The organism is Cupriavidus sp. 05N39, assembly GCF_056397325.1.
Map to the genome: position 1 here is coordinate 40,298 of NZ_JBFTNE010000024.1, position 22,100 is coordinate 62,397.

The following is a 22,100-nucleotide window of genomic DNA, read 5'->3' on the forward strand; positions in this document are numbered from 1 at the left end:
CCGCGCTCCCTCGCCTTAGTCGTTCGGCTTGAACGTGATGGTAAGGCTGGCCGGCGCCTTGCCATTCTCGTCGCGGGGCAGCGGGTCCGAGCGCTCGACGGCGCGCAGCACCGCGCTGTCCCAGGCGGCATTGCCGCTGGACTTCGCCAGCCGCGACGACATCAGGGAGCCATCCGGCGCGAGCTGGACGGACACCACCGCGGCCGGATTGCCGGGCACGTCTTCAGTAAATACGATATTCGGCTTGACGCGGCGACGCACGCGGTCCGGGTAGCCGGGCGAAGCCTTGCCGCCCGAGCCGGCGCCGCTGCCCGCGCTGCTGCCGACGCCGCCGGCGCCACCGGCGGTACCCGAGCCACCGGCCAGGGCCTGCAGGCGTGCCAGTTCGCCATGGCGCTGGGCATTGGCGGCAGCGTCGCGCTTGGCCTTGGCGTCGGCATCCGCCTTGGCTTTCGCGTTGGCGGCGGCCTTGGCTTCCGCGTTTGCCTTGGCGGTGGCGGCGGCCTTGGCATCGGCATTCGCCTTCGCCTTGGCGTCCGCCTCGGCGCGCGCCCTGGCATCGGCCTCGGCACGGGCCTTGGCATCGGCGCGGGCCTTCGCTTCGGCTTCCTTGCGCTCGCGCTCAGCCTGTTCCTTGCGCTGTAGATCGTGCTGGATGGCGGCCTGCTTGCGCGCGTCGTCCTTGCGCTGGGCCTCCTTCTTCTGATCTTCCTTCTTCTGCTCCTCGCGGCGTTGTTCTTCGCGGCGCAGGTCTTCCTTATGCTGGGCTTCCTTGCGGGCCGCCTCCTGGCGCTCGGTTTCCTGGCGCGCGCGCAGGTCGGCCTGCTTGCGCGCCTCCTCGCGGGCGGCGGCTTCGGCCTGGCGGCGCTTTTGCTGCTGGAGGGCGATCTCGGCGTCCTCTTCGGCGCGCGACTTCACTGCCGGCGCGGGCGGCACGGGGCGCGCCTGCTCGACCGCCACAGGTGCGGGCAGCGGAGCGGGAAGCGGCGTCGGCGCGGGGGTTGCGGGGATCTCGTCCCAGAGTTCGGCTTCGGCGCCGACGGGCGTGCTGCTCTGCCAGTGCACGCCAAAATACAGCACGATGCCAAGCAGCAGGTGCATGAAAACCGCGAGCAGGAAGGAACGCAGGGTTCCCCGCTCCGGGGCCGGCTGGTAAGGATAGGCGGCGGTCTTCATGGCGGGCGGCGGTGCTTACTTGGGCTTGACCATCAGGCCGACGCGCTTCACGCCATCGGCCTTGAGCACCGACATCACGTCGAGCACGGCCTCGTACTTGACCGAGCGGTCGGCAGCGATCACCACCGGCTGGTCGGGATTCTCGTTCTGGCGCTGGTGCACGAAATCGATCAGGCCCTGCTTGTCGAGCTTGCGCTCGAAGGCATTGCCGGCGCCATCCTTGCCGCGCGCGGTGAGCGCGCCGTCTTCATGCACGGTAACGACGATGGGCGGCGCTTTCTGCTGCTGCGTGGCATTGGCCACGCTGGGCAGATCGACCACGGCGGGGTTCACGATCGGTGCGGCCACCATGAAAATGACGAGCAGCACCAGCATCACGTCGATGTAGGGCACGACATTGATGTCGGCGCTGGCCCGGCGGCGCGAGCCGCCGCGGCGCTGTATCGCTGCCATTGCAGGTATCTCCTTGACCGATGACGTTGGTGGTTTCGGCGCTTTAGCGGGTCTGCCGTTGCAGGATATTCAGGAATTCTTCCATGAAGCTCTCGAAACGGATGGCCAGGCGATCCACCTCGGTGGCGTAGCGGTTGTACGCGATCACGGCAGGAATCGCCGCGAACAGACCGATGGCGGTGGCGACCAGCGCCTCGGCAATGCCGGGCGCAACCGCGGCAAGCGTTGCTTGCTGCACGTTGGACAATCCGCGGAAGGCGTTCATGATGCCCCACACCGTGCCGAACAGGCCGATATAAGGACTGACAGAGCCCACCGAGGCCAGGAATGGAAGATGCGATTCCATCACATCCATCTCGCGCTGGTAGGCCGCGCGCATGGCACGCCGGGCTGCGTCGAGCAGCGCCCCGGCGTCATGGTTGCGTTCACGCGCCTTCAGGTACTCGCCCATGCCGGACTCGAAGATCCGTTCCAGCGCGCCCGTGCTGTGGCGATTGTTGGCCGCGCTCTGGTACAGCGCCTGCAGGTCGCCGCCAGCCCAGAAGTCGCGCTCGAAGCCCTCGGTCTGGGTGCGCGCCGAGCGCAGCGAGAAATGCTTGCGGAAGATATATGTCCACGAGAACAGGGACATCACCAGCAGCAGGGCCATGACGGCCTGCGCCAGCACACTGGCGTGCAGCACCAGCGAAATGATCGACAGGTCTTGCGTGACGGTCACGGGATTCATCGAGCGGTCTTGATGGTTGCTAGGACGGGAGCGGGAATGGGCGTCGGGCGAAATGTGGTGCGATCGACACATCCAACCCGGATGGCGCCGGTAGCCAGCAATTGCTCATCACGCCAGGCTTCCTGGGCGAATTGGACAGACGCTGGACCAACCCGTTCAATCCGGGTCCGGATCTCAAGCATGTCGTCCAGACGGGCGGGGGCATTGTAGTCCACCGCCGTGCTTCTGACGATGAAGACGACACCGGTCTCATCGGCCAGCGCTTGCTGTTCGACGCCAAGCGAGCGCAGCCACTCGGTCCGGGCGCGCTCGAAGAACTTCAGGTAATTGGCGTAGAACACCACGCCGCCCGCGTCGGTGTCTTCCCAGTACACCCGCAAGGCCCACACATTGTTGCTCATGGCCGCGATTGTAACGGACAGCCGGCCCGACCCGGTGTATACCCTCACCCGACATTACAACAATTACATTACCTGACAGACTAGCCGTTGACTTTCGGGCGGCGAGCCCTCTCCGCCTTCTTGCAGCGAGCCGGCGCCTCGCGTTAAACTGCCGCCAACCATTCCATCTTGCGCGACTGGCGAAGTCAGTGGGCACTACCACGAGGAAGCGCAAGTTTCTCTGGCGCGATGTATCAAGCGCCTGCCGCTCGCCTGGGCAGCGAATGGGAAGCAGGGTGCGCCCTGCGCCGGACTAGCCACGCTTTCCGGCGCTGGTCGCATGTGCCTTCCCCGCGCGCCCTACCCCGAAGCCGATTCGGATCTCCTTTTTTTCAGACGAGTTTTCGCCATGTTCGAACGCAGCCGCTATACGATCGACCAGATCGACCCCGAGCTTTTTGCCGCTATCCAGAAGGAAGACCAGCGCCAGGAAGAGCACATCGAGCTGATCGCCTCGGAAAACTACACCTCGCCGGCCGTGATGGCCGCCCAGGGTTCGCAACTGACCAACAAGTACGCTGAGGGCTATCCCGGCAAGCGCTACTACGGTGGCTGCGAGTATGTCGACGTCGTCGAGCAGCTCGCCATCGACCGCGTCAAGCAACTGTTCGGCGCCGAAGCAGCCAATGTGCAGCCCAACTCCGGCTCGCAGGCCAACCAGGGCGTGTTTTTCGCCACCCTGAAGCCGGGCGACACCATCATGGGCATGAGCCTGGCCGAAGGCGGCCACCTGACCCACGGCATGGCGCTCAACATGAGCGGCAAGTGGTTCAACGTGGTGAGCTACGGTCTGGACGCCAACGAAGACATCGACTACGTCGCGCTGGAAAAGCTGGCACAGGAAAAGAAGCCCAAGCTGATCATCGCCGGCGCCTCGGCCTTCGCCCTGCGCATCGACTTCGAACGCATCGCCAAGGTTGCCAAATCGATCGGCGCCCTGTTCATGGTCGACATGGCCCACTACGCCGGCCTGATCGCCGCCGGCGAGTACCCGAACCCGGTTCCGCACGCCGACTTTGTCACCACCACCACCCACAAGAGCCTGCGCGGCCCGCGCGGTGGCGTGATCCTGATGAAGGCCGAGCACGAGAAGGCCATCAACTCGGCCATCTTCCCCGGCATCCAGGGCGGCCCCCTGATGCACGTGATTGCCGGCAAGGCCGTGGCCTTCAAGGAAGCCCTGTCGCCCGAGTTCAAGACCTACCAGCAGCAAGTGGTCAAGAACGCCCGCGTCATGGCCGAAACCCTGACCGAGCGCGGCCTGCGCATCGTCTCGGGCCGCACCGAGAGCCACGTGATGCTGGTCGACCTGCGCGCCATGCAGATCACCGGCAAGGAAGCCGAAAAGGTCCTGGGCGAAGCGCACATCACCGTCAACAAGAACGCCATCCCCAACGACCCGGAAAAGCCCTTCGTCACCTCGGGTATCCGCCTGGGTTCGCCGGCCATGACCACCCGCGGCTTCAAGGAAGAAGAAGCCCGCGTGGTGGCCAACCTTGTCGCCGACGTGCTGGAGAATCCGCACGACCTGGCCAATATCGCCAGCGTGCGCGAGCAAGTGGCAGCCCTGACCAAGCGTTTCCCGGTCTACGGCTGATCCCCCTGCGCCACCCGCCCACGCGCGGGTGGCCGGCAGTCCGCCGCGGCGCGCCAGCGCTGCCGGCGGGCCTTGCCAACCCAGCCCAGCGCGACACAGAATGACAAGACGCTGCGCGCGCAGCACGCGCCCCGGTTCAAACTTCGAGGTGGTCAGGCATGAAATGCCCCTTTTGCGCTCATTCCAATACCCAGGTCCTGGACACGCGCATGTCCGAGGAAGGCGATACAGTCCGCCGTCGCCGCCGCTGCGAATCCTGCGACCGCCGCTTCACCACCTATGAGCGGATCGAGCTGTTCTTCCCCGCCATCGTCAAGAAAAACGGCTCCCGCGCGGACTACACCCGCGACAAGCTGAAGGACTCCATGCGCCTGGCGCTGCGCAAGCGCCCGGTCTCCGCTGAAGCCATCGACGCCTCCATCACCCGCATCGAAGAAAAGCTGCTCGCGCTCGGCGAGAAGGAAATCCCCAGCAGCCAGGTCGGGGAACTGGTCATGCGCGAACTGCGCCGGCTCGACAAAATCGCCTACATCCGCTTTGCCTCGGTGTACCGGAGCTTTGAAGACGTGTCGGAATTCCGCGACATGCTGGATGAGTTTTCAACGTCTACCCCACGAAAGCAGTAGAAAAAGTAACGGGAACGTTGTTTAATTCTTTCCAAACTGTGCCCTAGGCTTCATTCCTATATCTATACTTCCGCCTGGGTAGTAGTGACAAAACAATAGAACGAAGCCAAAAGAACGTAGTCTTTTCGGACGAGGGTCAGAATGGGTCAGTCAAGCTGTCGGGGGACGGCCGGCTTTGCCATGCTCGAAGCATTGGTGGCAATGGTCGTATTGGCGATTGGCGTGCTCGGGGTCGCCAGCCTGCTCCTCAATTCCTCGCGTTTTTCCCAGCAAGCCTCCTACGATACCGTTGCCATGCAGCTGGCCACCGAAATGGCCGAGCGCATGCGTGCGAACACTGCCGTCTCCGGCGTGGGCGCGGCCGCCGAGGCCCTCGCGCCCAACCTGTATTTCATCGACACCCAGACCAGCCAGCTGCCCGCGCTGACGCGTAATCCCTATACGACGGCCTGCGCCAGTACGCTGCTCTCCTGCGCGCAGGACACAGCCCGCTTCGATGTGATCGAGTGGTGGAACCGGGTAGCCGCCGCCCTGCCCGGCGGCCGGGCGGTGATCTGCCGCGATACCGTTGCCTATAACCAGACGTCCGGCTTTTCCTGGGGCTGCACGGCCGCTGCAAGCGGCCGTGTCGACGATGCGCCGATCGTCATCAAGGTCGGGTGGATATCGCGCCTGAGCAGCAAGACGCTGGGCACCGGCGCCGATCTCGCCGACATGAACACGCGGCCGCAGATCGTCATCGTCGCCACGCCCGGCACGGTGAACTGATGCGTACGCTCCGCAAGCCGTACCGGCATGCCCAGTCGGGCATGTCGCTGGTCGAACTGATGGTCGCGATGGTCCTCGGCCTGTTGCTGACACTGGCAGCGACCGCCGTTTATTTGGGCAGCCGCACCAACTACAGCACCATCGACGACACCACCGCGCTCGACGAGAAGGGCCGTTTTGCCCTGGACACCATCGTCCGCATCGTGCGGCAGTCCGCATGGACCAACTACGCCGGCAACAGCGCGCCGGCAACAAACCCGGCCAGCGGGCCCATCGCCCAGGCGCCTGGCGGCATCATGCCGACCACCGTCGCGTTGTCACCCACGATCAGCGGCGTCGACAACTGCGCCAGCCCGGGCCAGGACGCGAGCCTCAACCTGTCGTGCCTGCCGGGCACCACCAACCCCGTGAACAAGAGCGACGTGCTGCAGGTGCGCTTTTTCGGTTCGGGCACGCCGTCGGATCGCACCGTGCCCGACAACAGCATGATCGATTGCTCCGGCAATGGCGTCGCGGAACCACAAGCATGGGAGGACGCGGACCTTGCGCGCGGCTTTGCGCGCTTCTTCGTGGCGCCAGACCCCAACGACCCGAGCGGCAACCCGCAACTGATGTGCGGCTATCGCGCTCGCGATGCATCCAACAAGGAAATCTCGAACACCGCGATCACCTCCGTGCCAATCATCTCCGGTGTTGAGGTGTTCCAGGTGCTGTACGGGGTCGACACCAACAATGACTACATCCCGGACCGCTACCTGCCGGCCACGGATGTGCTGGCTCTGGCCACCAAATGGCAAACCGTCGTGTCGCTGAAAATTGCCCTGATACTGGCCGGCGACACCGCGACCAGCCCGGTGCCGGAGGGCCCCACTTTCCAGCTCTTCGGCACGCTCTATGGCGGCGACAGCACCGTCAACGACGCGACCTACAAGCCGACCACGCAGCTACAGCGCTTGCGCCGCCAATACTCGGTCACCGTCCAACTGCGCAACGTCGCAACGTGCCGCACTTGCTCCCCATCATGAGCGCCCCTCTCAAGCCAGCCGCCCAGCGCGGCATTGCCCTGATCACCGGCCTGGTCATGCTCCTGATGATCAGCATCATGGCCGTGGCCGGCGCGCGCCTGGCGATCAACAGCAAACGCATGGCATCCAATCAGCGCGACCGCGACCTTGCAGTGCAAGCGGCCGAAATGGCGCTACAGGATGCCGAGATGGACATCCAGGGTGTCGTTGCCGTCAACAGCCGCTCCGCCCTGTTCTCTGGCAGCAATCCGAACCTGCTGCCCTTCGTCTCCGGCTGCAACACGGGGAGCACGCCTGGCGCAGCCTTCCAGGGCCTGTGCGCGGCCGTCGACAGCGGCACCCCGAACTGGGAAGCCGTGGACTTTGCGCAGACCGGGGCGAATGCCCGCGCGGTGGCCTACGGCACCTTCACCGGACGCCAGTTCCCGACCGCGCCCACGGGCCTGCTGCCCGCCGCCCTGCCCCGCTACATCATCGAGCCGATCCAGGACACATCGCCCGGTGCTTCCGGGAGCCCCGACGCTCCGGTCGTCTACATCTTTCGCGTCACCGCGATGGGCTTCGGTGCCAACACCGCCACCCGCGCCATGCTGCAGTCGTACTACCGGAAGGCCGAATGACTGACCTCGCTCCTGACCTACGCGGAGATTCTCTGATGACACGCTTATGCCGGATCGCGCTGGCCCTCGTTGTCGCCGGTGCAAGCTTGCTTCCCGTGCCAACGCGGGCGGCCACCGCCTTGACACCGTCCACGGTGGACATTGCGCAGTCGCCGCTCTACGGACGCAACCAGAATGTCAACCCGAACCTGCTGCTGTCGCTGTCGGTGGAGTTCCCGACGGTGGGCGCGGCGTACCGGACCGGCACCTACACCCGCAGCACGGAATATGTCGGCTATTTCAACCCGGCCAAGTGCTACAACTATTCATCCAGCGGGTACTTCGAGATCGCTGGCAATGCCAGCGCCAATCACGAATGCTCGGGCCAGTACAGCGGCAACTTCATGAACTGGGCCACGGCCTCCGCCATCGACATGCTGCGCTTCGCGCTCACCGGTGGCGACCGGGTGGTGGATACCCCCACGGACACCGTGCTTCAGCGCGCCGTGCTGCAGGATGATTTTTTCAACAGCGGTTCCTACTTTCCCGCCAAGACGCTGACCAAGTCCAGTTCCAGCGTACCTTCCGCGGTGACGCCGTTCACCACCGATACGCTTTACATCACGTCGTGCAGCAACAAGGTGTTCTTCGGCACCAAGACCGGCAGCGGCGCTTCGTGCGGCAGCCCGGGCAGCTATGCCAACCTCGGCACCATGTATGCCCGCGTCAAGGTGTGCGATGCGAGCGAAGGCAGTTCCCGCACCGACCTCTGCAAGCTCTACGGCACCAACTACAAGCCAGTCGGCGAAATGCAGAAAAACGCCGACCGCGTGCGCTTCGGCGCCTTCGGCTACCTGAACGACAGTTCGGCCACGCGGTACGGCGGCGTGCTGCGGGCCCCGATGAAGTATGTCGGCCCCAAGATGATCGACGGCAACTTCAGCCAGGTCAGCAATCCGAAGACCGAGTGGGATCCCAGCACGGGCGTCTTCGCTGGCAACCCGGAAAATGCCGGCGAAGGCATCAGCGGCGTGGTCAACTACCTGAACCAGTTCGGCCGCTCGGGCAAGTACAAGGGCCTGGACCCGGTCAGCGAGCTGTACTACGAGAGCATCCGCTACCTGCAAGGCAAGCAGCCCACACCGGAAGCGATCACTGACCTCCAGACCGCCTACAAAGACGGCTACCCGGTCTATACCAGCTGGTCTGATCCGGTCGTCGCGAAGTGCCAGCGCAACTACGTGCTGAGTATCGCCGACATCAATACGCACTGGGATCGCTACGTTCCCGGCAATACCCGCACGACCTATATATCGGGCGGCAAGGCGGTAACCGCAAACGACCCCGTGCGCGCGATCGAGGCCGACGGCTTCGACGTCATGGCCTGGACCAGGAAGGTCGCGGACATGGAGAGCACGACAACCTACGGCAATAGCAAGCCCAACTCCTCGCTGGCCAATATGAGTACGGCCGACACGGGCTCCAGCGGCCACGGTACGTACTACATGGCGGGTGTTGCCTACTGGGCGCACACCTACGGCTTCCGGGCGGATATGCCGTCGTTGCGCGTGACCACCTACACCATCGACGTCAACGAGAACGGCGATGGGACCGTCGGCACCGCGCAGCGCCAGAGCCAGTTGTACCTGGCGGCAAAATACGGCGGTTTCAACGATGTCAACGGCGACGGCAGCCCCTTCACCACGTCGGGCGCCAACAATACCGTCGCTAAAAACGACAGCGAATGGGAAGCGACCCCGACCGGATCCAATGTGCCTGCGACGTGGTTCCTGGCGGGTCAGCCGACCGCCATGATCAAGGCGATCCGCGATATCTTCTCCAAGATCGTCAGCTATGGCGGCACCATCTCCGGCGTCGCGCTCACCTCGTCACGCGTTTCCAGCGGCACCTTTATCTTCGCGCCGGGTTTTGACCAGAACTGGACGGGCAAGCTCTCCGCCTTCGCGCTGAGCAATGACAACGGCATCCAGATCGCAAGCAAGGAAAGCTGGGAAGCCGGCGCCTTGCTCACCGCGCGCAGCGGCAGCGCCGGCTCACGCAACATTCTCACGTGGGTGCCCGCCAGCAGCGGCGCGGGTGCTGGCAGCGGCGCGCCATTCGACTGGTCATCCATCAACAGCGCGCAGAAGCTCTCTCTAAAGCTCAATGCCAACGAAAGCGACAGCGCCGGAACCGCGCGCCTGAACTACTTGCGAGGCGACCGCAGCAACGAGGAATCGACCGGTGGCACCGGCAGCCTGCGCGCGCGCAACTCCATCCTGGGCGACATCATCAACTCCGGCCCGGCCTACGTTGCGGCCCCCTCCACGGCGATCAACGAGTCCGACTACGGTGCCTTCTACAAGCTGTACCAGAATCGCACCCCGGTGGTCTACATCGGTGCGAACGATGGCATGTTGCATGGATTCAACGCACTGACCGGGGCTGAACTCTTTGCCTATGTACCCAATGCCGTGATGGGGAACCTGATCCAGCTGACGTCGTCCAGCTACGTCCATCGGCCCTATGTGGACGCCACGCCCGTGGTAGCGGAAGCCCGGATCGGCGGCAACTGGAAAACGGTGCTGGCATCCGGACTCGGCGGTGGCGCGCAGGGGCTGTTCGCACTCGACGTGACCGACCCGTCAAACGTGGGAGCCGGCAATGTGCTGTGGGAGTTCACCGACAAGGACGATGCCGACATGGGCAACATCATGTCGACGCCGCAACTCGCCAAGCTCTATGTCGGCGTGGACGCGAACAAGGTCCCGCAATACCAGTGGTTCGTGATCACCGGCAACGGCATCAACAACAACCTGAACGACGGATCGAGCAATGCGGCAGCGCCTTCCGCCCTGTTCATCCTGTCACTCGACAAGGCACCGGGCACACCGTGGCGGTTGAATTCGAACTACTGGAAGATTTCGATGGYGGCGGACAGCAACAGCACCGTCGCCAACGGACTGGGCTCACCGTCCCTGGTGACCCTGGCCTCGCGCCAGACCGTGGCCGCCTATGCCGGCGACCTGCAAGGGCGGCTGTGGAAATTCGTGCTTGGCGGCGGCCCTTCCACCTGGAACGCCAGTGGGGCGCTGCCCTACTACGGCGGGGGCAACCTGGGCCAGCCGCTGTTCCGGGCCCGCGATGCGAGCGGAAATCCGCAGGCCATCACGATCCAGCCGCAGTGGGTCTATGCCCCGGGCGGCTATATGGTGGTCTTCGGCACGGGCAAGTATTACGAATCGGCCGACACCGGCACAGGCTCCTCGCAGCCCCAGAACTCGATGTACGGGGTCTACGACAGCGGCGGCGCCCAGGCTGTGAGCGGGCGCTCCGTGCTCAACCGGGTCACGCTGAAGGCCAACTCGAATGGCGGCTACGACTTCAGCAGCAGTGCCTACAGCCTCGGTTTCCCCACCAAGGACAAACCCGCCCCGAGGGCCGGCTGGTACTTCGATTTCGTCGACAGTGGCGAGCGCCAGGTCACTTCGCTCGTCTCCGCGTACAGCCAGATCTGGTTCAATTCGTTGATGACGGGGGCCGATCTGTGCGGTGCCGGCAGCGGCAGCCATAGCTATCAGCTGTCCGCGCTGACGGGCATGCCGATCTCGGGCACCAGCACGGGCACGCCGGTCACGGCGCCCAGCTCAGGGACGACGTCGACCCTCGGTATGCTCGGCGCGCCGGTGCTGATCCAGACCTTGACCACTGTCGACAGCCAGCGCAATTCCGTCGGCCAGGTGACCACGAACAAGACCATTGATGTCTACTCCTTCGGCGCCAGCGGCGGCGGCCGCACGGGGGGCGCCAAGTTGTCCAGCAACCCATATGCCGACACGACCGCAACGCCTGGCTTGACTCCGGGCGGCCTGCCCATCACGGGCCGGTTGGGCTGGCGCGAGATCCGCAACTTCGGAGCGACGAAATGAACTGGCGCAGGCGTGCGGTACGCGGCTTCACGCTGATGGAGCTGCTCATCATCGTCACCATCATCGGCATCCTGGCGGCGATTGCGTATCCGAACTACACCGAGTACGTTGCACGCGGCCGGCGTGCGGAAGCCAAGGCGGCGATGCTCAATGCCATGCAGGCGCTCGAGCGCCATTACGGGCAATTCAACACGTATGCGGATTCCGCCGATCCGACCAAGGGATGGCAGGGCTTCCCCCTGCAGTCCAACAGCAATCTCTATACGTTATCCGCCCTGGCGTGCGGCGCGCTCAGTTTCAATGAATGCGTGCAGGTCAATGCCGTCCCCAGGCTGACTGACGCCACATGCGGCACGCTGCTGCTGCGTAGCACTGGCGAACAGGGCATCCTGGTCAGCAATGTATCGAGCTTCACCAACCTGCCACAGGCTTGCCAATGACGCGCGTCCGCCCCGCCCGCCCATCGCGCGGCTTCACCCTGATCGAGCTGTTGACCACCATAGTCGTGATGACCATCCTGGTTGGCTATGCCATGCCCAGCTTTACGGGTTTCATGCAGCGCAACGCGCTGAATGCCGAGGCAGGGGCGCTCGCGTCCGCGCTGGGCACCGCACGCGCCAATGCCATCTCGCACAATACCTGGGTCACGGTCGCGCCCGTCAACAACGACTGGCAGAACGGCTGGACGGTATGCCTGAACCCCGCCCGCAGCGCCGACTGCTCGTCGGGCCAGACCATCCTGCTGCAACATGCCCAGCTGCCACGCAACCTCACCATCAGTTTCACCGGAACGCCGCAGGTCAGCGTGCTCTCCTATTCCCCCGTGGGCTACACCCGCACACTGACCGACGCCATGATGTCGGCGCAGATCCTGGTGACGCTCGGCAGCGACAGTCAGACTCGCCTCATCGACGTCAGCCAGCTAGGCCGGGTCCGCGTCTGCACTCCCGATACAGCCCAGCCGACGGCTTGCAAGGCGTAGTACGAAGGCGCGCAAGCGGATGATTCTCGCCAGTCCGCTCATACGCACCGTAGTCAGCACAATCCGCAACGTTTCACCCCGTTGTTTGACGTTATCGTCGGCACCTCTGCCCAACTTGCGAGCGTGCCGTGCCGATCCTCCATGCTGCCCTGACCGCCATGCCGGTTCCGCGCAACACGCGGGCCAGGCGACGCGTTGCCGTGCGCCGCCCGACAGGCGGCTACCTCCTGGTCGAGTCCCTCACCGCCCTGGCGCTCCTCGCGATCGGCATGCTTCCGCTTGCCACGCTCGCACCTGTCGCGCTCGGCGCGCTGCGCCACTATGAAGACATCGGGCACGCGACGCGTGCCGCCGCTGAACTGGCGGAGTTGGAGGATCCCCGCCTGGCGCTGTCGCCGCTGCACGCCCGCGGCATCGGCGCGCCTCATCTGCAACTGTGCCGGTCGCTCGCTCCGGCGGGCACGGAGCATGGCCTGCCGGGTTGCGCACCCGGGCGGAAGCTGGCGGTCGTGGGGCCGCTGCCTCGTTCCGCTAGCCCGGACGACGAAGCTGCATTGCGCGCCGTCGCGCTGTGGATCAGGCCATGAGACGCCTTTGCAGGCACGGCATCCGCATCTGGAGCGACACGCGTCCCAAGCGCCCGCGAGGCTTCTCGCTGATCGAACTGATGATCGGACTTGCGCTTGGCATGCTCGCAGGCGCGCTGGCTGCGTCGGCTTTCCACGCGGTACAAGTCGCCTACCGCGCCGCGGTCGACCTTGTGCTGCTGGAGGAGCGGGGCCAGCGTGCCATTGCCGTGGTCTCCCACCTGATCCGGCACGGCGGCTGGCGGCCGCCTGGTGCAACCGCCCTGCCCGACACGCCACCGGCGCTGTCCGGGCGCGACGATTGCGGCCAGCCCGGCATTGCCGCGCAACCCACCTGCGCGCGCCGCGGTGTCAATGGCAGCGACGCGCTGCTGGTGCGCTTCAGCGGCAGTGGGCGCGCGCAAGATCCCACGCTGCCCGACCAGACCATGACCGACTGCAGCGGCTATGCGCTCCCGGCTGCCAGCGCCGGCGGCGATGCCATCGGAAGCGGCGGTACCTATGCCGGCGCGAACTTGCTCTATGTAGCCAACGGTGCCGATGGCGAGCCGCAACTGTTGTGCCGCTATTCCAGYCGGCGCGACGGACGGGTGCAGCAGGGCAACTGGACTTCCGGCRCGCTGGTGCGCGGCCTGGAGACAATGCAGTTGCGCTACGGCATCGATACCGATGGCGACGGCAAGGCCGATATGTTCCTGCGGGCCGAGGAGATCCGCGCCAGGGGTGAAGCGGCCTGGCACGAGGTGCGGGTAGTCCAGGTGGCACTGGTGCTGCGTGGCGAACGCCCGTTGCCGCGGGCTGCCGCGGCCGCCGCGCTTGTCTTGTTTCCGCCGCCGGGGCCGGGCGCGCATGGCGGCGACCTCGTCTTCGATCCCCCTCCCGGGTCCACCTTGATGCGCCGCGTGTTCTCGACATCCGTGCGGCTGCGCAATGCAAGCCCTTGCATGGAAACGCTATGTTGAATCCGGCATGGACGCCAGGCGTGCCAATGCAGCGCGTTGCCACAGTGCACCGCAAGCGTGCCGGCGGAAGCACCACACTGCTGCTGACAGCCACGATGCTGCTGCTTGTGGTTGCCACCACGCTGGCCGGCCTGCATTTCCTGCTCTCCAGCCGTCAAGTGACCACATATCAGTTGGAACGCGAAATCGCCTTTCGCGCGGCGGAGACGGCATTGCTCGATGCGGAAGCGGAACTGCTGGAGGCGCTGCGCGCCGGCGCTGCCGGGGCCGACGCGCGCCTTGCCGCGTGGCCGCCGCCTGGCCGGTGCGGCATCGGAGCGCAACTGGGGCTGTGCCGGCCTGCGGCGAACTCTCCGCCGCCGTGGGAGGAATGGCTCGCGGCGCGCCGGCCGGATGAGGCCACCGGCGTTGCGCTGGGCACCTTCAGCGGCACCACCTTGCCCGGCTTGCCGGCCGGAACGGCAGGCGTCGACACCTTGCCACGCTATGTCGTGGAACTACTGCACGAGCGCCCGCCCGGCGAATGGCTGGGAGCGGACTATGCGGCTGGCGCGGGACCGCGGCTGCGCTTTCGCATTACGGCGCTCGGCAGGGGAAGAGACATCGCGGTACGCAGCTTGCTGCAAAGCGAGTTCCAGCCATGACCCTCTTCGCCCGGTGTTGCATCGCGCTGATTGCCCTCCCCGCGTGGCTGCCGTGTACCGGCGCGGCGCGGGGCGCGGACGCTTACGTCGCGGAGCCTGGCATCCATGCCTGGAGCGGCCGCCTGCGCAGCCTGGCACTTCCATCGGGCGAGCACGAGGTAGCGCAAGCGTTACCGCCGCCGGCCTGGGAGGCGGGCGCACTGCTCGACATGCGCGATCCCGAGTCGCGCCGCTTGTTGACGGCGCTCGCCGGCTCCGACGAAACGCCGACGCGACTAGCTCCGCTGCAATGGGAAGCACTGGATACCTTGACGCGCGCTCTGCTCGATCGAGCCGGCTCCGAAGGGCCTCACGACGGCGAGGGCCGGGACCGGCTGGCACGCTTGCGTGGCGCACGCCAGGCGCCGGACCCGGCAGTGCCGAAGTCACCGGTGTCCGGGACCGGACGACTGGGGCGCCCGGCCGGCACGCCACCGGTAATGGTTCCGCCGCCCTCCTGGCTGCCCGGCCGGCCCGGCCACGCGGATTTCGCCGCGTTGCACAGCGCGCGCCCGGCGCTGGTCTGGCTGGGCACGCGCGACGGCTTGCTGCACGCGTTCGAGGCGAGATCCGGCAAGGAAGTGCTCGCATTCCTGCCGCGCAGCTTGCTGAGCCAGGCCGCCGGCTGGGCATCGCGGACGGCAAGCCCGGCTCGGGCCGTCACCGCGCCCGTTGCGCCGTGCCCTTACCCTGAAGCGGCGGACGTGGCGCTGGAACCCGGGCGCTGGCGCACCGTCCTGCTATGTGGCGTGCCGGCCAACCCGCCCGGCGAGGAAGCGCGGGCAAGCGTGTTCGCCCTCGACATCAGCAGCATCTCCGACCATGCCGCCCAGCCTCCGGCGGCGCTGCTCTGGGAAACCACGGCTTCCGGCACGCTGCCGCTGGCGCCTGCCGGGCCTGTCCGCGCCTTGGCGCTAGCCACACCTGAAGGTGGGCGCTGGTATGCCATGGCTACGCTGGCCGCCGCGCCGGACGGCAAGCTCCCGTCCGGCGGGCCACATCGCAATCCATCCGCGCGGCAGGCAGGCCTCGCCCTGCTGCCGCTGGACAAACCCACCCGCGCCCCGTGGCATGGGCGGTATGCGATACCGCGGCTACACCTGCCTGACCACGGTTGCGGGGTCGCCGGCGCCCGCCCCGCCTTGCTGGCGGCGAGCGTCTTGCCGGACGCTTCCGGCATGGCCGTGGCAGCCTATGCCGTGGATGCCATCGGCAGGCTCTGGCGCTACGACCTGCGTGGCGCGGCGCCATGGCACGATAGCGGCCAGCGCGTTCGCTGCATCCACCGCGTGGAGAATTCCTTGCCATGGCCGAGCGGCACGGCAACGGCAGCGGCACCCGTCCTGATCGCCGCTCCCGGAGGCCACCTCGCGGTGTACGGCAGCGGCAATCACATTGCCGCTGTCTTCGACAGCGCCGCCCTCGCGGAGGCGGGCGACGCCGGGGCCGGGGCTGCGCGCGTCGCGGCCCACTCCCGCGGAGACGGCGTCGTGCTGCGCCGCCAGCCCCGCGAAGCAGACCGCCCCGGTCAGCCAGCGACGGCAGGCTGGCACCTGACCTTTCCCAACCCCGGCGAACGGCTGGACCGGCTCATTCCCGCCGATCCGGGCTACCTCGGCGTGGTGACGCGCACGCCCGATGCACATCAGCGCATTTACCTGATTCATGCGTTGAGCGGCGAATCCACCATCAGCGAGCATGCCGGAGGCCCCCTAATTTATGCAACGACCGGGCTGGACGCGGGTGCCCATGCGGCGGTCGTTCTTGGCCGCGTGCCGCTACCACCCGAACGATCCCCACAGCCCGGGATCGCCTCACGCGAGGCCGTAGCGCTCACGCTCTGGTCCCTGGAGCATGGGCGTGCCGTCCCGCATAACCGCACTGTCGCCAGCCGCCGCACCGGCCGCCTTAGCTGGCGCGAACTGATCCGCTCCGGCTCGCCATGAGCCACCCCTTGCCAAAACCGCCACCCGGCACGTGGCCAGGTACGTGCCCCCAATCAATCGCCGGAAACCGGGTGCGCTCCCACGCATCGGCCGGCGGCCGCCATGGAGAATGCGCATGACGCACCACCCTCGCCCGCCCGGATTCACCCTGCTCGAAATGCTGGTCACGCTGACGGTGATGACCATCCTCACGGCGATGGTCGTGCCTGCCTGGCATCGGCATATGGAGCGAGGCTGGCGCGCCGAGGCGCGCAGCGCCATGCTTGGCGCGATGCTGGAACTGGAGCGCCACGCGCTGGCCACCGTGAGCTTCGCGAGTGAACCCGGCGGCGCGGTGGTAGCCGGCAAATGGCCACTGCCCGTGCCAGCGCCGCCGGCGCGCCCGCGTCACTGGATCAACGCCAGCGCCTGCCCGAGCGGCGGGCTGGAGCGCTGCGTCGAATTGCGCGCCGTGCCCCAGGCGCCGGACGCGTCATGCGGCACGCTGATTCTGCGTAGTACCGGCGAGTGGCTTGCGCAGCCCGCGTTGGCGGCAAAGCCGGTGCCGCTGCCGCGGGCTTGCTGACATGCCGGGGCATCGGCCTTCGCATGGCCGCCGGCATCGAAGCGGCGGCGCAACACTCGCCGAACTGCTGACCTGCCTGGCCGTGCTGTCCATGCTCGTGGCATTCGCCTACCCGTCCTGGCAGCGCTTGCTGGCGCGGCAGCAGGTGGTACTGGCGGCCGACCGGCTCGCCGGCTCGCTGGCACTCGCGCGCGCCACCGCCGTTGCCCGGCGCGCGGACGTATTGCTGGCGCCCTTGCCCGGCGCGGCAACGCTGGACCAGGGCTGGCGCCTGACACTGCCGCCCTCCGGCACCGACGGGCCTGACCGGCACGATGGCGACTTGCTGGCCATGGTCGAACTGCACAGCGCCTGCCTGCGCATCGCACTGCGTTCGACCACGCAAGGCAACCATACGCTGCACATGGCAGCTGTGGGATACTCTCGCTCAGAGCAAGGCGGTTTCCTCGCCGCCACCTTCACCGTGACCTGCCAGGGTGAACAGCGGCAACTAAGGCTCGGTGCCCACGGTCGCATCCGCCTGTGCACGCCGGGCCAGGATACCGATTGCGGTGGTCCCGACCAGCCCCCCGCCGCCCTGACACTTGAAGACTGAAACCAACCTCAACTCGCCGCCCGCGCGGCAGGAAGCACCAGGCCTCATGTTCTCCGATACCGACCACGCAGCCATGGCACAAGCTCTCGCGCTAGCTGCGCGAGGCATGTACACCACCACGCCCAATCCGCGCGTTGGCTGCGTTTTGTCCAAGGACGGCAAGATCATCGGCCAGGGCTTCACGCAACCCGCCGGACAGGATCACGCCGAGATACAGGCGCTCAAGGACGCCGCCGCGCGCGGCAACGATCCGGCCGGCGCCACGGCCTTCGTCACGCTGGAGCCTTGCAGCCATTTTGGCCGGACGCCGCCCTGCGCGGATGCGCTGGTGCGCGCCGGCATCGCGCGCGTCGTAGCGGCCATGGAAGACCCGAATCCCACCGTTTCCGGCCGCGGCTTGCAACGGCTGCGCGAAGCCGGCGTGGACGTGCGCTGCGGGCTCCTGGAAAAAGAAGCCCGCGAACTCAATATCGGATTTGTCAACCGCATGACGCGCGGACTGCCCTGGGTGCGGATCAAGGTTGCCGCCTCGCTCGACGGCGGTACCGCGCTGCACGATGGCACCAGCCAGTGGATTACCGGCCAGGCGGCACGCGACGATGGCCATGCCTGGCGCGCGCGCGCAAGCGCCATCCTCACCGGCATCGGCACCGTGCGCGACGACAACCCACAGCTGAATGTGCGCGCCGTGGACACGCCACGCCAGCCACAGCGCGTGGTGGTGGACTCCCGGCTGGAGATCCCGCTGGACGCACGCCTGCTGACACCGGACACCGGCGATTTTGCCAAGCCGGTGCTGGTGTTCTGCGCATTCGACGACGGCGCGCGCCGGCGCGCGCTGGAGGCTCGCGGCGCCGAGGTGGTGGTGCTGCCCAATCCGCACGGCAAGGTGGAACTGCGCCACATGCTGGAAGAACTTGGGCGGCGCGGCGTCAACGAGCTGCATGTGGAAGCCGGGTTCAAGCTGAACGGCTCGCTGATCCGCGAGCATTGCGCCGACGAACTGCTGGTCTACCTGGCGCCCAAGCTGCTGGGAGATGCGCAAGGCATGTTCCAGTTGCCGCCCCTGGCACGGCTGCAGGACGCCGCGGCCTTCCGCTGGCACGACGTACGCATGATCGGGGAAGACCTGCGGCTGATCGCACGCCGCGCCGACCACGCCTGACCGCCTGCCGCCCCCCCCGACAGGAAGCCGCGGGCAAATACGAACTGGCGCCGCACCTGCTAGCATGCGTGTTTTCCCATCGCATTTCGCACCGACCATGTTCACTGGCATTGTCGCGGCCGTCGGCCGCATCGAATCCGTTTCCCCGCTGGGTGCCAGCGAAGCCGCAGCCGACGCCGGCGTGCGCCTGCGCATCCGCGCTCCCGGGCTTGACCTGTCCGATGTCATCCTGGGTGACAGCATCGCCATCCAGGGCGCTTGCATGACGGTGATCGCGCTGGACGGAGACGCCTTCGACGTGGATGTATCGCGTGAGTCACTCGACAAGACCGCCGGCCTCGACAAGCCAGGCCGCGTCAACCTGGAAAAGGCGCTGACCCTGGCCGACCGTCTCGGTGGCCATCTGGTATCCGGCCATGTCGACGGGCTAGGCGAAGTCACGCACTTCGCTCCGGTAGGCGAATCCCACGAGTTGCGCGTGCGCGCCCCGCGCGAGCTCGGACGCTACCTGGCCTACAAGGGGTCGGTGGTAGTCAACGGCGTATCGCTCACGGTCAACAAGGTCATTGACGAGCAGGACAGCTGCACCTTCTCGATCAACCTGATCCCCCACACGATCGAGGTCACCACGCTGCAGGATCTCAAGCCCGGCGCGCGCGTGAACCTGGAGATCGATCTGATCGCACGGTACGTGGAACGCATGCTGAGCGCGCCGAAAGCCGCCTGATATGCGCTCTTCCAGGCGCCGCTAGCCGGCCGCCATTGCCACGCACCCCAAGCGCCAACCGCCACCGGGAAGTCCCCGGGGGGCAGCGCGCGCCTTGCGGCGCGCGGTTGACGTACAATATTGGGCCAGACCGCTGCCGCGGCCGGCCGGTTTCCCCCCAAGGCGGGTCCCGGCGAGCCGGTGCCGACAGCCGGCCAGCAAGCCATCCCGCCCGAAATTCAGCCAGAATTCCAGCCCCAACCTCAGCCCGCTTTCCAGCCTGCATGCCATGACAATCGCCCGTACAGAAGAAATCATTGCCGAAATCCGTGCCGGCCGCATGGTTATCCTGGTTGACGAGGAAGACCGCGAGAACGAGGGCGACCTGGTGCTGGCTGCCGATTTCGTCACACCGGAGGCGATCAACTTCATGGCCAAGTATGGCCGCGGCCTGATCTGCCTGACGCTGACCGCCGAGCGCTGCCGCCAGCTTGAGCTGCAACCCATGGTCAGCCGCAACGGCACCGTCCACGGCACCAACTTCACGGTATCGATCGAAGCGGCCGAGGGCGTCACTACCGGCATTTCGGCAGCCGACCGGGCCCGTACCGTGCAGGCCGCCGTGGCAAAGGACGCCCGCGCCACAGACCTGGTCCAGCCCGGCCATATCTTCCCGCTGACGGCCCAGCCCGGTGGCGTGCTGATCCGCGCGGGCCATACCGAGGCCGGCTGCGACCTGGGCGCCCTGGCCGGCCTTACGCCGGCTGCCGTGATCTRCGAGATCATGAAGGACGACGGCACCATGGCGCGCCTGCCCGACCTGGTCGAGTTCGCGCAGGAGCATGACATCAAGATCGGCACCATTGCCGACCTGATTCACTACCGCAGCCGCACCGAGAGCATTATCGAGCGCGCCGGCGAGCGCACCATGCAAACGCCCTACGGCACCTTCAACAGCATCATCTATCGCGACAAGCCGAGCGGCCGCGCGCACCTGGCGCTGGTCAAGGGTGCGCCGCAGCCCGACCGCGAAACGCTGGTGCGGGTGCACGAGCCGCTGTCCACCCTGGACCTGCTCGAAGTGTCGCGCACCACGCATTCGTGGAGCGTGCCCGCCGCGCTCGAGGCCATCGCCCAGGCCGATCACGGCGTGATGGTGCTGCTGAACTGCGGGGACACGGCGGAGCAGCTGTTCACGCAGTTCTCGGCCCTTGATGCCCCGCAGAATCGCCCCCGTGTGAAGCCGGACCTGCGCACCTATGGCACCGGCGCCCAGATCCTCAAGGATCTCGGCGTGGGCAAGATGCGTGTGCTGGCTTCCCCGCTAAAAATGCCGAGCATGACCGGCTATGACCTTGAAGTGACTGGCTACCAGCCCATGAGCGGCGGCCAGGCAAACTGAACTACCGGATATCCGGCGGCCGCAATCCTATCGCCGGCCGCCACCCCGAACCCAGGAGAACACAAGATGGATCACGGTTTCTATCCCAGCAACCTCGAAGGTGAAGGCCTGCGCATCGGCATCGTGCAAGCGCGCTTCAACGAGCCGGTTTGCGACGAACTGCGCGAAGCCTGCGTGGCCGAACTGGAAAAGCTGGGCATCGAAGGCGAGGACACCCTGGTGGTGACCGTGCCCGGCGCCCTCGAGATTCCGCTGGCACTGCAAAAGATGGCCGAAAGCGGCCAGTTCGACGCACTGATCGCGCTTGGCGCGGTGGTCCGCGGCGAGACCTACCACTTCGAGCTGGTCTCGAACGAATCCGGCGCCGGCATCACCCGCGTCGGACTGGACTTCAACGTGCCCATCTCCAACGGCATCCTGACCGTCGACACCGACGCCCAGGCTCACGCCCGCACCCGCGAGAAGGGCCGCGATTGTGCCCGCGCCGCGGTGGAAATGGCAAACCTGGTCTCCGCGCTGGATTCGCTGCGCGGCCAGGAAGAGGATGAAGACGAGGACGACGATGAGTGACGCGCCCGATAGCAGCAACCCCGCCGGCAAGCCGGCGGACGACGCCGGCGCCAAGCCCGCCGCCAAGTCCGAGCCCAAGGCAGCGCCCAAGAGCGCGCGCCGCCGCTCGCGCGAACTCGCACTGCAGGGCCTGTACCAGTGGCTGCTGAATCGCAACGATACCGATGCGATCCAGGCCCATCTGCACGACGCCCAAGGCTTCAACAAGGCTGACCGCGAGCACTTCGACGCCCTGCTCAATGGCGCCATCCGCGAAGAAACCAGGCTGACCGGTGCGTTCGAGCCTTTCCTGGACCGCCCGGTGGCCGAGCTGTCGCCGGTGGAGCGCGCTGCCCTGCTGATCGGCAGCTACGAGCTGATCCACTGCGTCGACATCCCGTACAAGGTTGTCATCAACGAAGCCGTGGAACTGACCAAGACCTTCGGCGGCGTGGAAGGCTATAAATACGTCAACGGCGTGCTGGACAAGCTGGCCGCCAAGGTGCGCGCGCCCGAACTGGCCGCCCGACGCTGAGCGACGGCAACCTGCGCCGTTCACGGCGCCAGGCTTGCCGTTCAGACACCCGCTCCGGCGGGTGTTTTTACTTCTACGCCGAT

At 66.5% G+C, this 22,100-nt stretch carries 23 protein-coding genes and 1 riboswitch; of the genes, 19 read left to right on the top strand and 4 right to left on the bottom strand.

The features are described from left to right. Nucleotides 1–15 precede the first annotated feature (15 nt). From tolA to ybgC, 4 genes are read right to left on the bottom strand one after another with little or no spacing between them, the layout of a single operon-like run. A complete protein-coding gene (gene tolA / locus AC1DN0_RS13950) occupies nucleotides 16–1,176 on the bottom strand; it encodes a cell envelope integrity protein TolA (protein ID WP_477102315.1) in 1,161 nt (386 codons plus the stop codon). Nucleotides 1,177–1,191: 15 nt separating this feature from the next. Further along, nucleotides 1,192–1,629, bottom strand: a complete 438-nt coding sequence (gene tolR / locus AC1DN0_RS13955) for a protein TolR (RefSeq protein WP_035863937.1) — start codon at nucleotides 1,627–1,629, stop codon at nucleotides 1,192–1,194. A 43-nt stretch (nucleotides 1,630–1,672) separates the two neighbouring features. Continuing rightward, the gene (gene tolQ / locus AC1DN0_RS13960) at nucleotides 1,673–2,356 is read right to left on the bottom strand and encodes a protein TolQ (RefSeq protein WP_035863933.1); all 684 of its coding nucleotides are present in this window, start codon (nucleotides 2,354–2,356) and stop codon (nucleotides 1,673–1,675) included. Continuing rightward, entirely contained in the window at nucleotides 2,353–2,757 is a 405-nt protein-coding gene (gene ybgC, locus AC1DN0_RS13965; RefSeq protein ID WP_441624832.1) for a tol-pal system-associated acyl-CoA thioesterase, read from the bottom strand. Before ybgC ends, tolQ begins: the two co-directional genes overlap by 4 nt. A gap of 162 nt (nucleotides 2,758–2,919) precedes the next feature. After that, nucleotides 2,920–3,022: riboswitch (ZMP/ZTP riboswitch) on the top strand. 123 nt (nucleotides 3,023–3,145) lie between these two features. Between ybgC and glyA the strand changes: the two genes are divergently transcribed. The 19 genes from glyA (at nucleotide 3,146) to nusB (ending at nucleotide 22,017) form a co-directional block, all read left to right on the top strand. Continuing rightward, nucleotides 3,146–4,393, top strand: coding sequence for a serine hydroxymethyltransferase (gene glyA / locus AC1DN0_RS13970; RefSeq protein ID WP_276287961.1), 1,248 nt, complete (start codon nucleotides 3,146–3,148; stop codon nucleotides 4,391–4,393). Nucleotides 4,394–4,551: 158 nt separating this feature from the next. Next, nucleotides 4,552–5,019, top strand: a complete 468-nt coding sequence (gene nrdR, locus AC1DN0_RS13975; RefSeq protein ID WP_035863927.1) for a transcriptional regulator NrdR — start codon at nucleotides 4,552–4,554, stop codon at nucleotides 5,017–5,019. A gap of 180 nt (nucleotides 5,020–5,199) precedes the next feature. Then, nucleotides 5,200–5,787, top strand: a complete 588-nt coding sequence (gene pilV / locus AC1DN0_RS13980; protein ID WP_441624835.1) for a type IV pilus modification protein PilV — start codon at nucleotides 5,200–5,202, stop codon at nucleotides 5,785–5,787. After that, nucleotides 5,787–6,812: a PilW family protein gene (locus tag AC1DN0_RS13985; protein WP_477102316.1), complete on the top strand. Its 1,026-nt coding sequence runs from the start codon at nucleotides 5,787–5,789 to the stop codon at nucleotides 6,810–6,812. The genes pilV and AC1DN0_RS13985 overlap by 1 nt, the downstream gene beginning before the upstream one ends. Further along, entirely contained in the window at nucleotides 6,809–7,432 is a 624-nt protein-coding gene (locus AC1DN0_RS13990; protein WP_477102317.1) for a pilus assembly PilX family protein, read from the top strand. The genes AC1DN0_RS13985 and AC1DN0_RS13990 overlap by 4 nt, the downstream gene beginning before the upstream one ends. Before the next feature lie 35 nt (nucleotides 7,433–7,467). After that, nucleotides 7,468–11,340 (top strand): pilus assembly protein, encoded by a 3,873-nt coding sequence (locus AC1DN0_RS13995; RefSeq protein ID WP_477145789.1) that lies wholly within the window; start codon nucleotides 7,468–7,470, stop codon nucleotides 11,338–11,340. Beyond that, nucleotides 11,337–11,780, top strand: a complete 444-nt coding sequence (locus AC1DN0_RS14000) for a type IV pilin protein (RefSeq protein WP_441624843.1) — start codon at nucleotides 11,337–11,339, stop codon at nucleotides 11,778–11,780. The genes AC1DN0_RS13995 and AC1DN0_RS14000 overlap by 4 nt, the downstream gene beginning before the upstream one ends. Beyond that, nucleotides 11,777–12,322: a GspH/FimT family pseudopilin gene (locus AC1DN0_RS14005; protein WP_441624845.1), complete on the top strand. Its 546-nt coding sequence runs from the start codon at nucleotides 11,777–11,779 to the stop codon at nucleotides 12,320–12,322. Before AC1DN0_RS14000 ends, AC1DN0_RS14005 begins: the two co-directional genes overlap by 4 nt. A gap of 128 nt (nucleotides 12,323–12,450) precedes the next feature. Continuing rightward, nucleotides 12,451–12,909, top strand: coding sequence for a type IV pilus modification PilV family protein (locus AC1DN0_RS14010; protein WP_477102319.1), 459 nt, complete (start codon nucleotides 12,451–12,453; stop codon nucleotides 12,907–12,909). After that, nucleotides 12,906–13,871: a PilW family protein gene (locus tag AC1DN0_RS14015; protein WP_477145790.1), complete on the top strand. Its 966-nt coding sequence runs from the start codon at nucleotides 12,906–12,908 to the stop codon at nucleotides 13,869–13,871. Before AC1DN0_RS14010 ends, AC1DN0_RS14015 begins: the two co-directional genes overlap by 4 nt. Further along, entirely contained in the window at nucleotides 13,865–14,515 is a 651-nt protein-coding gene (locus tag AC1DN0_RS14020) for a pilus assembly protein (protein WP_477111662.1), read from the top strand. Before AC1DN0_RS14015 ends, AC1DN0_RS14020 begins: the two co-directional genes overlap by 7 nt. Further along, complete coding sequence (locus AC1DN0_RS14025) at nucleotides 14,512–16,500, top strand: pilus assembly protein (RefSeq protein WP_477111663.1); 1,989 nt, start codon at nucleotides 14,512–14,514, stop codon at nucleotides 16,498–16,500. The genes AC1DN0_RS14020 and AC1DN0_RS14025 overlap by 4 nt, the downstream gene beginning before the upstream one ends. A gap of 115 nt (nucleotides 16,501–16,615) precedes the next feature. Beyond that, nucleotides 16,616–17,065: a type IV pilin protein gene (locus AC1DN0_RS14030; protein WP_035863912.1), complete on the top strand. Its 450-nt coding sequence runs from the start codon at nucleotides 16,616–16,618 to the stop codon at nucleotides 17,063–17,065. 1 nt (nucleotide 17,066) lies between these two features. Then, on the top strand, nucleotides 17,067–17,660 hold the full coding sequence (locus AC1DN0_RS14035) for a pilus assembly FimT family protein (RefSeq protein ID WP_441624855.1): 594 nt from the start codon (nucleotides 17,067–17,069) through the stop codon (nucleotides 17,658–17,660). A 46-nt stretch (nucleotides 17,661–17,706) separates the two neighbouring features. Further along, entirely contained in the window at nucleotides 17,707–18,825 is a 1,119-nt protein-coding gene (gene ribD / locus AC1DN0_RS14040; RefSeq protein WP_441624857.1) for a bifunctional diaminohydroxyphosphoribosylaminopyrimidine deaminase/5-amino-6-(5-phosphoribosylamino)uracil reductase RibD, read from the top strand. A 97-nt stretch (nucleotides 18,826–18,922) separates the two neighbouring features. Next, on the top strand, nucleotides 18,923–19,552 hold the full coding sequence (locus tag AC1DN0_RS14045) for a riboflavin synthase (protein WP_441624859.1): 630 nt from the start codon (nucleotides 18,923–18,925) through the stop codon (nucleotides 19,550–19,552). 268 nt (nucleotides 19,553–19,820) lie between these two features. Then, complete coding sequence (gene ribBA, locus AC1DN0_RS14050) at nucleotides 19,821–20,933, top strand: bifunctional 3,4-dihydroxy-2-butanone-4-phosphate synthase/GTP cyclohydrolase II (protein ID WP_477145791.1); 1,113 nt, start codon at nucleotides 19,821–19,823, stop codon at nucleotides 20,931–20,933. 66 nt (nucleotides 20,934–20,999) lie between these two features. Continuing rightward, the gene (gene ribH, locus AC1DN0_RS14055; protein WP_035863901.1) at nucleotides 21,000–21,503 is read left to right on the top strand and encodes a 6,7-dimethyl-8-ribityllumazine synthase; all 504 of its coding nucleotides are present in this window, start codon (nucleotides 21,000–21,002) and stop codon (nucleotides 21,501–21,503) included. Beyond that, nucleotides 21,496–22,017: a transcription antitermination factor NusB gene (gene nusB / locus AC1DN0_RS14060; protein ID WP_441624863.1), complete on the top strand. Its 522-nt coding sequence runs from the start codon at nucleotides 21,496–21,498 to the stop codon at nucleotides 22,015–22,017. Before ribH ends, nusB begins: the two co-directional genes overlap by 8 nt. The last annotated feature ends 83 nt before the right edge of the window (nucleotides 22,018–22,100 follow it).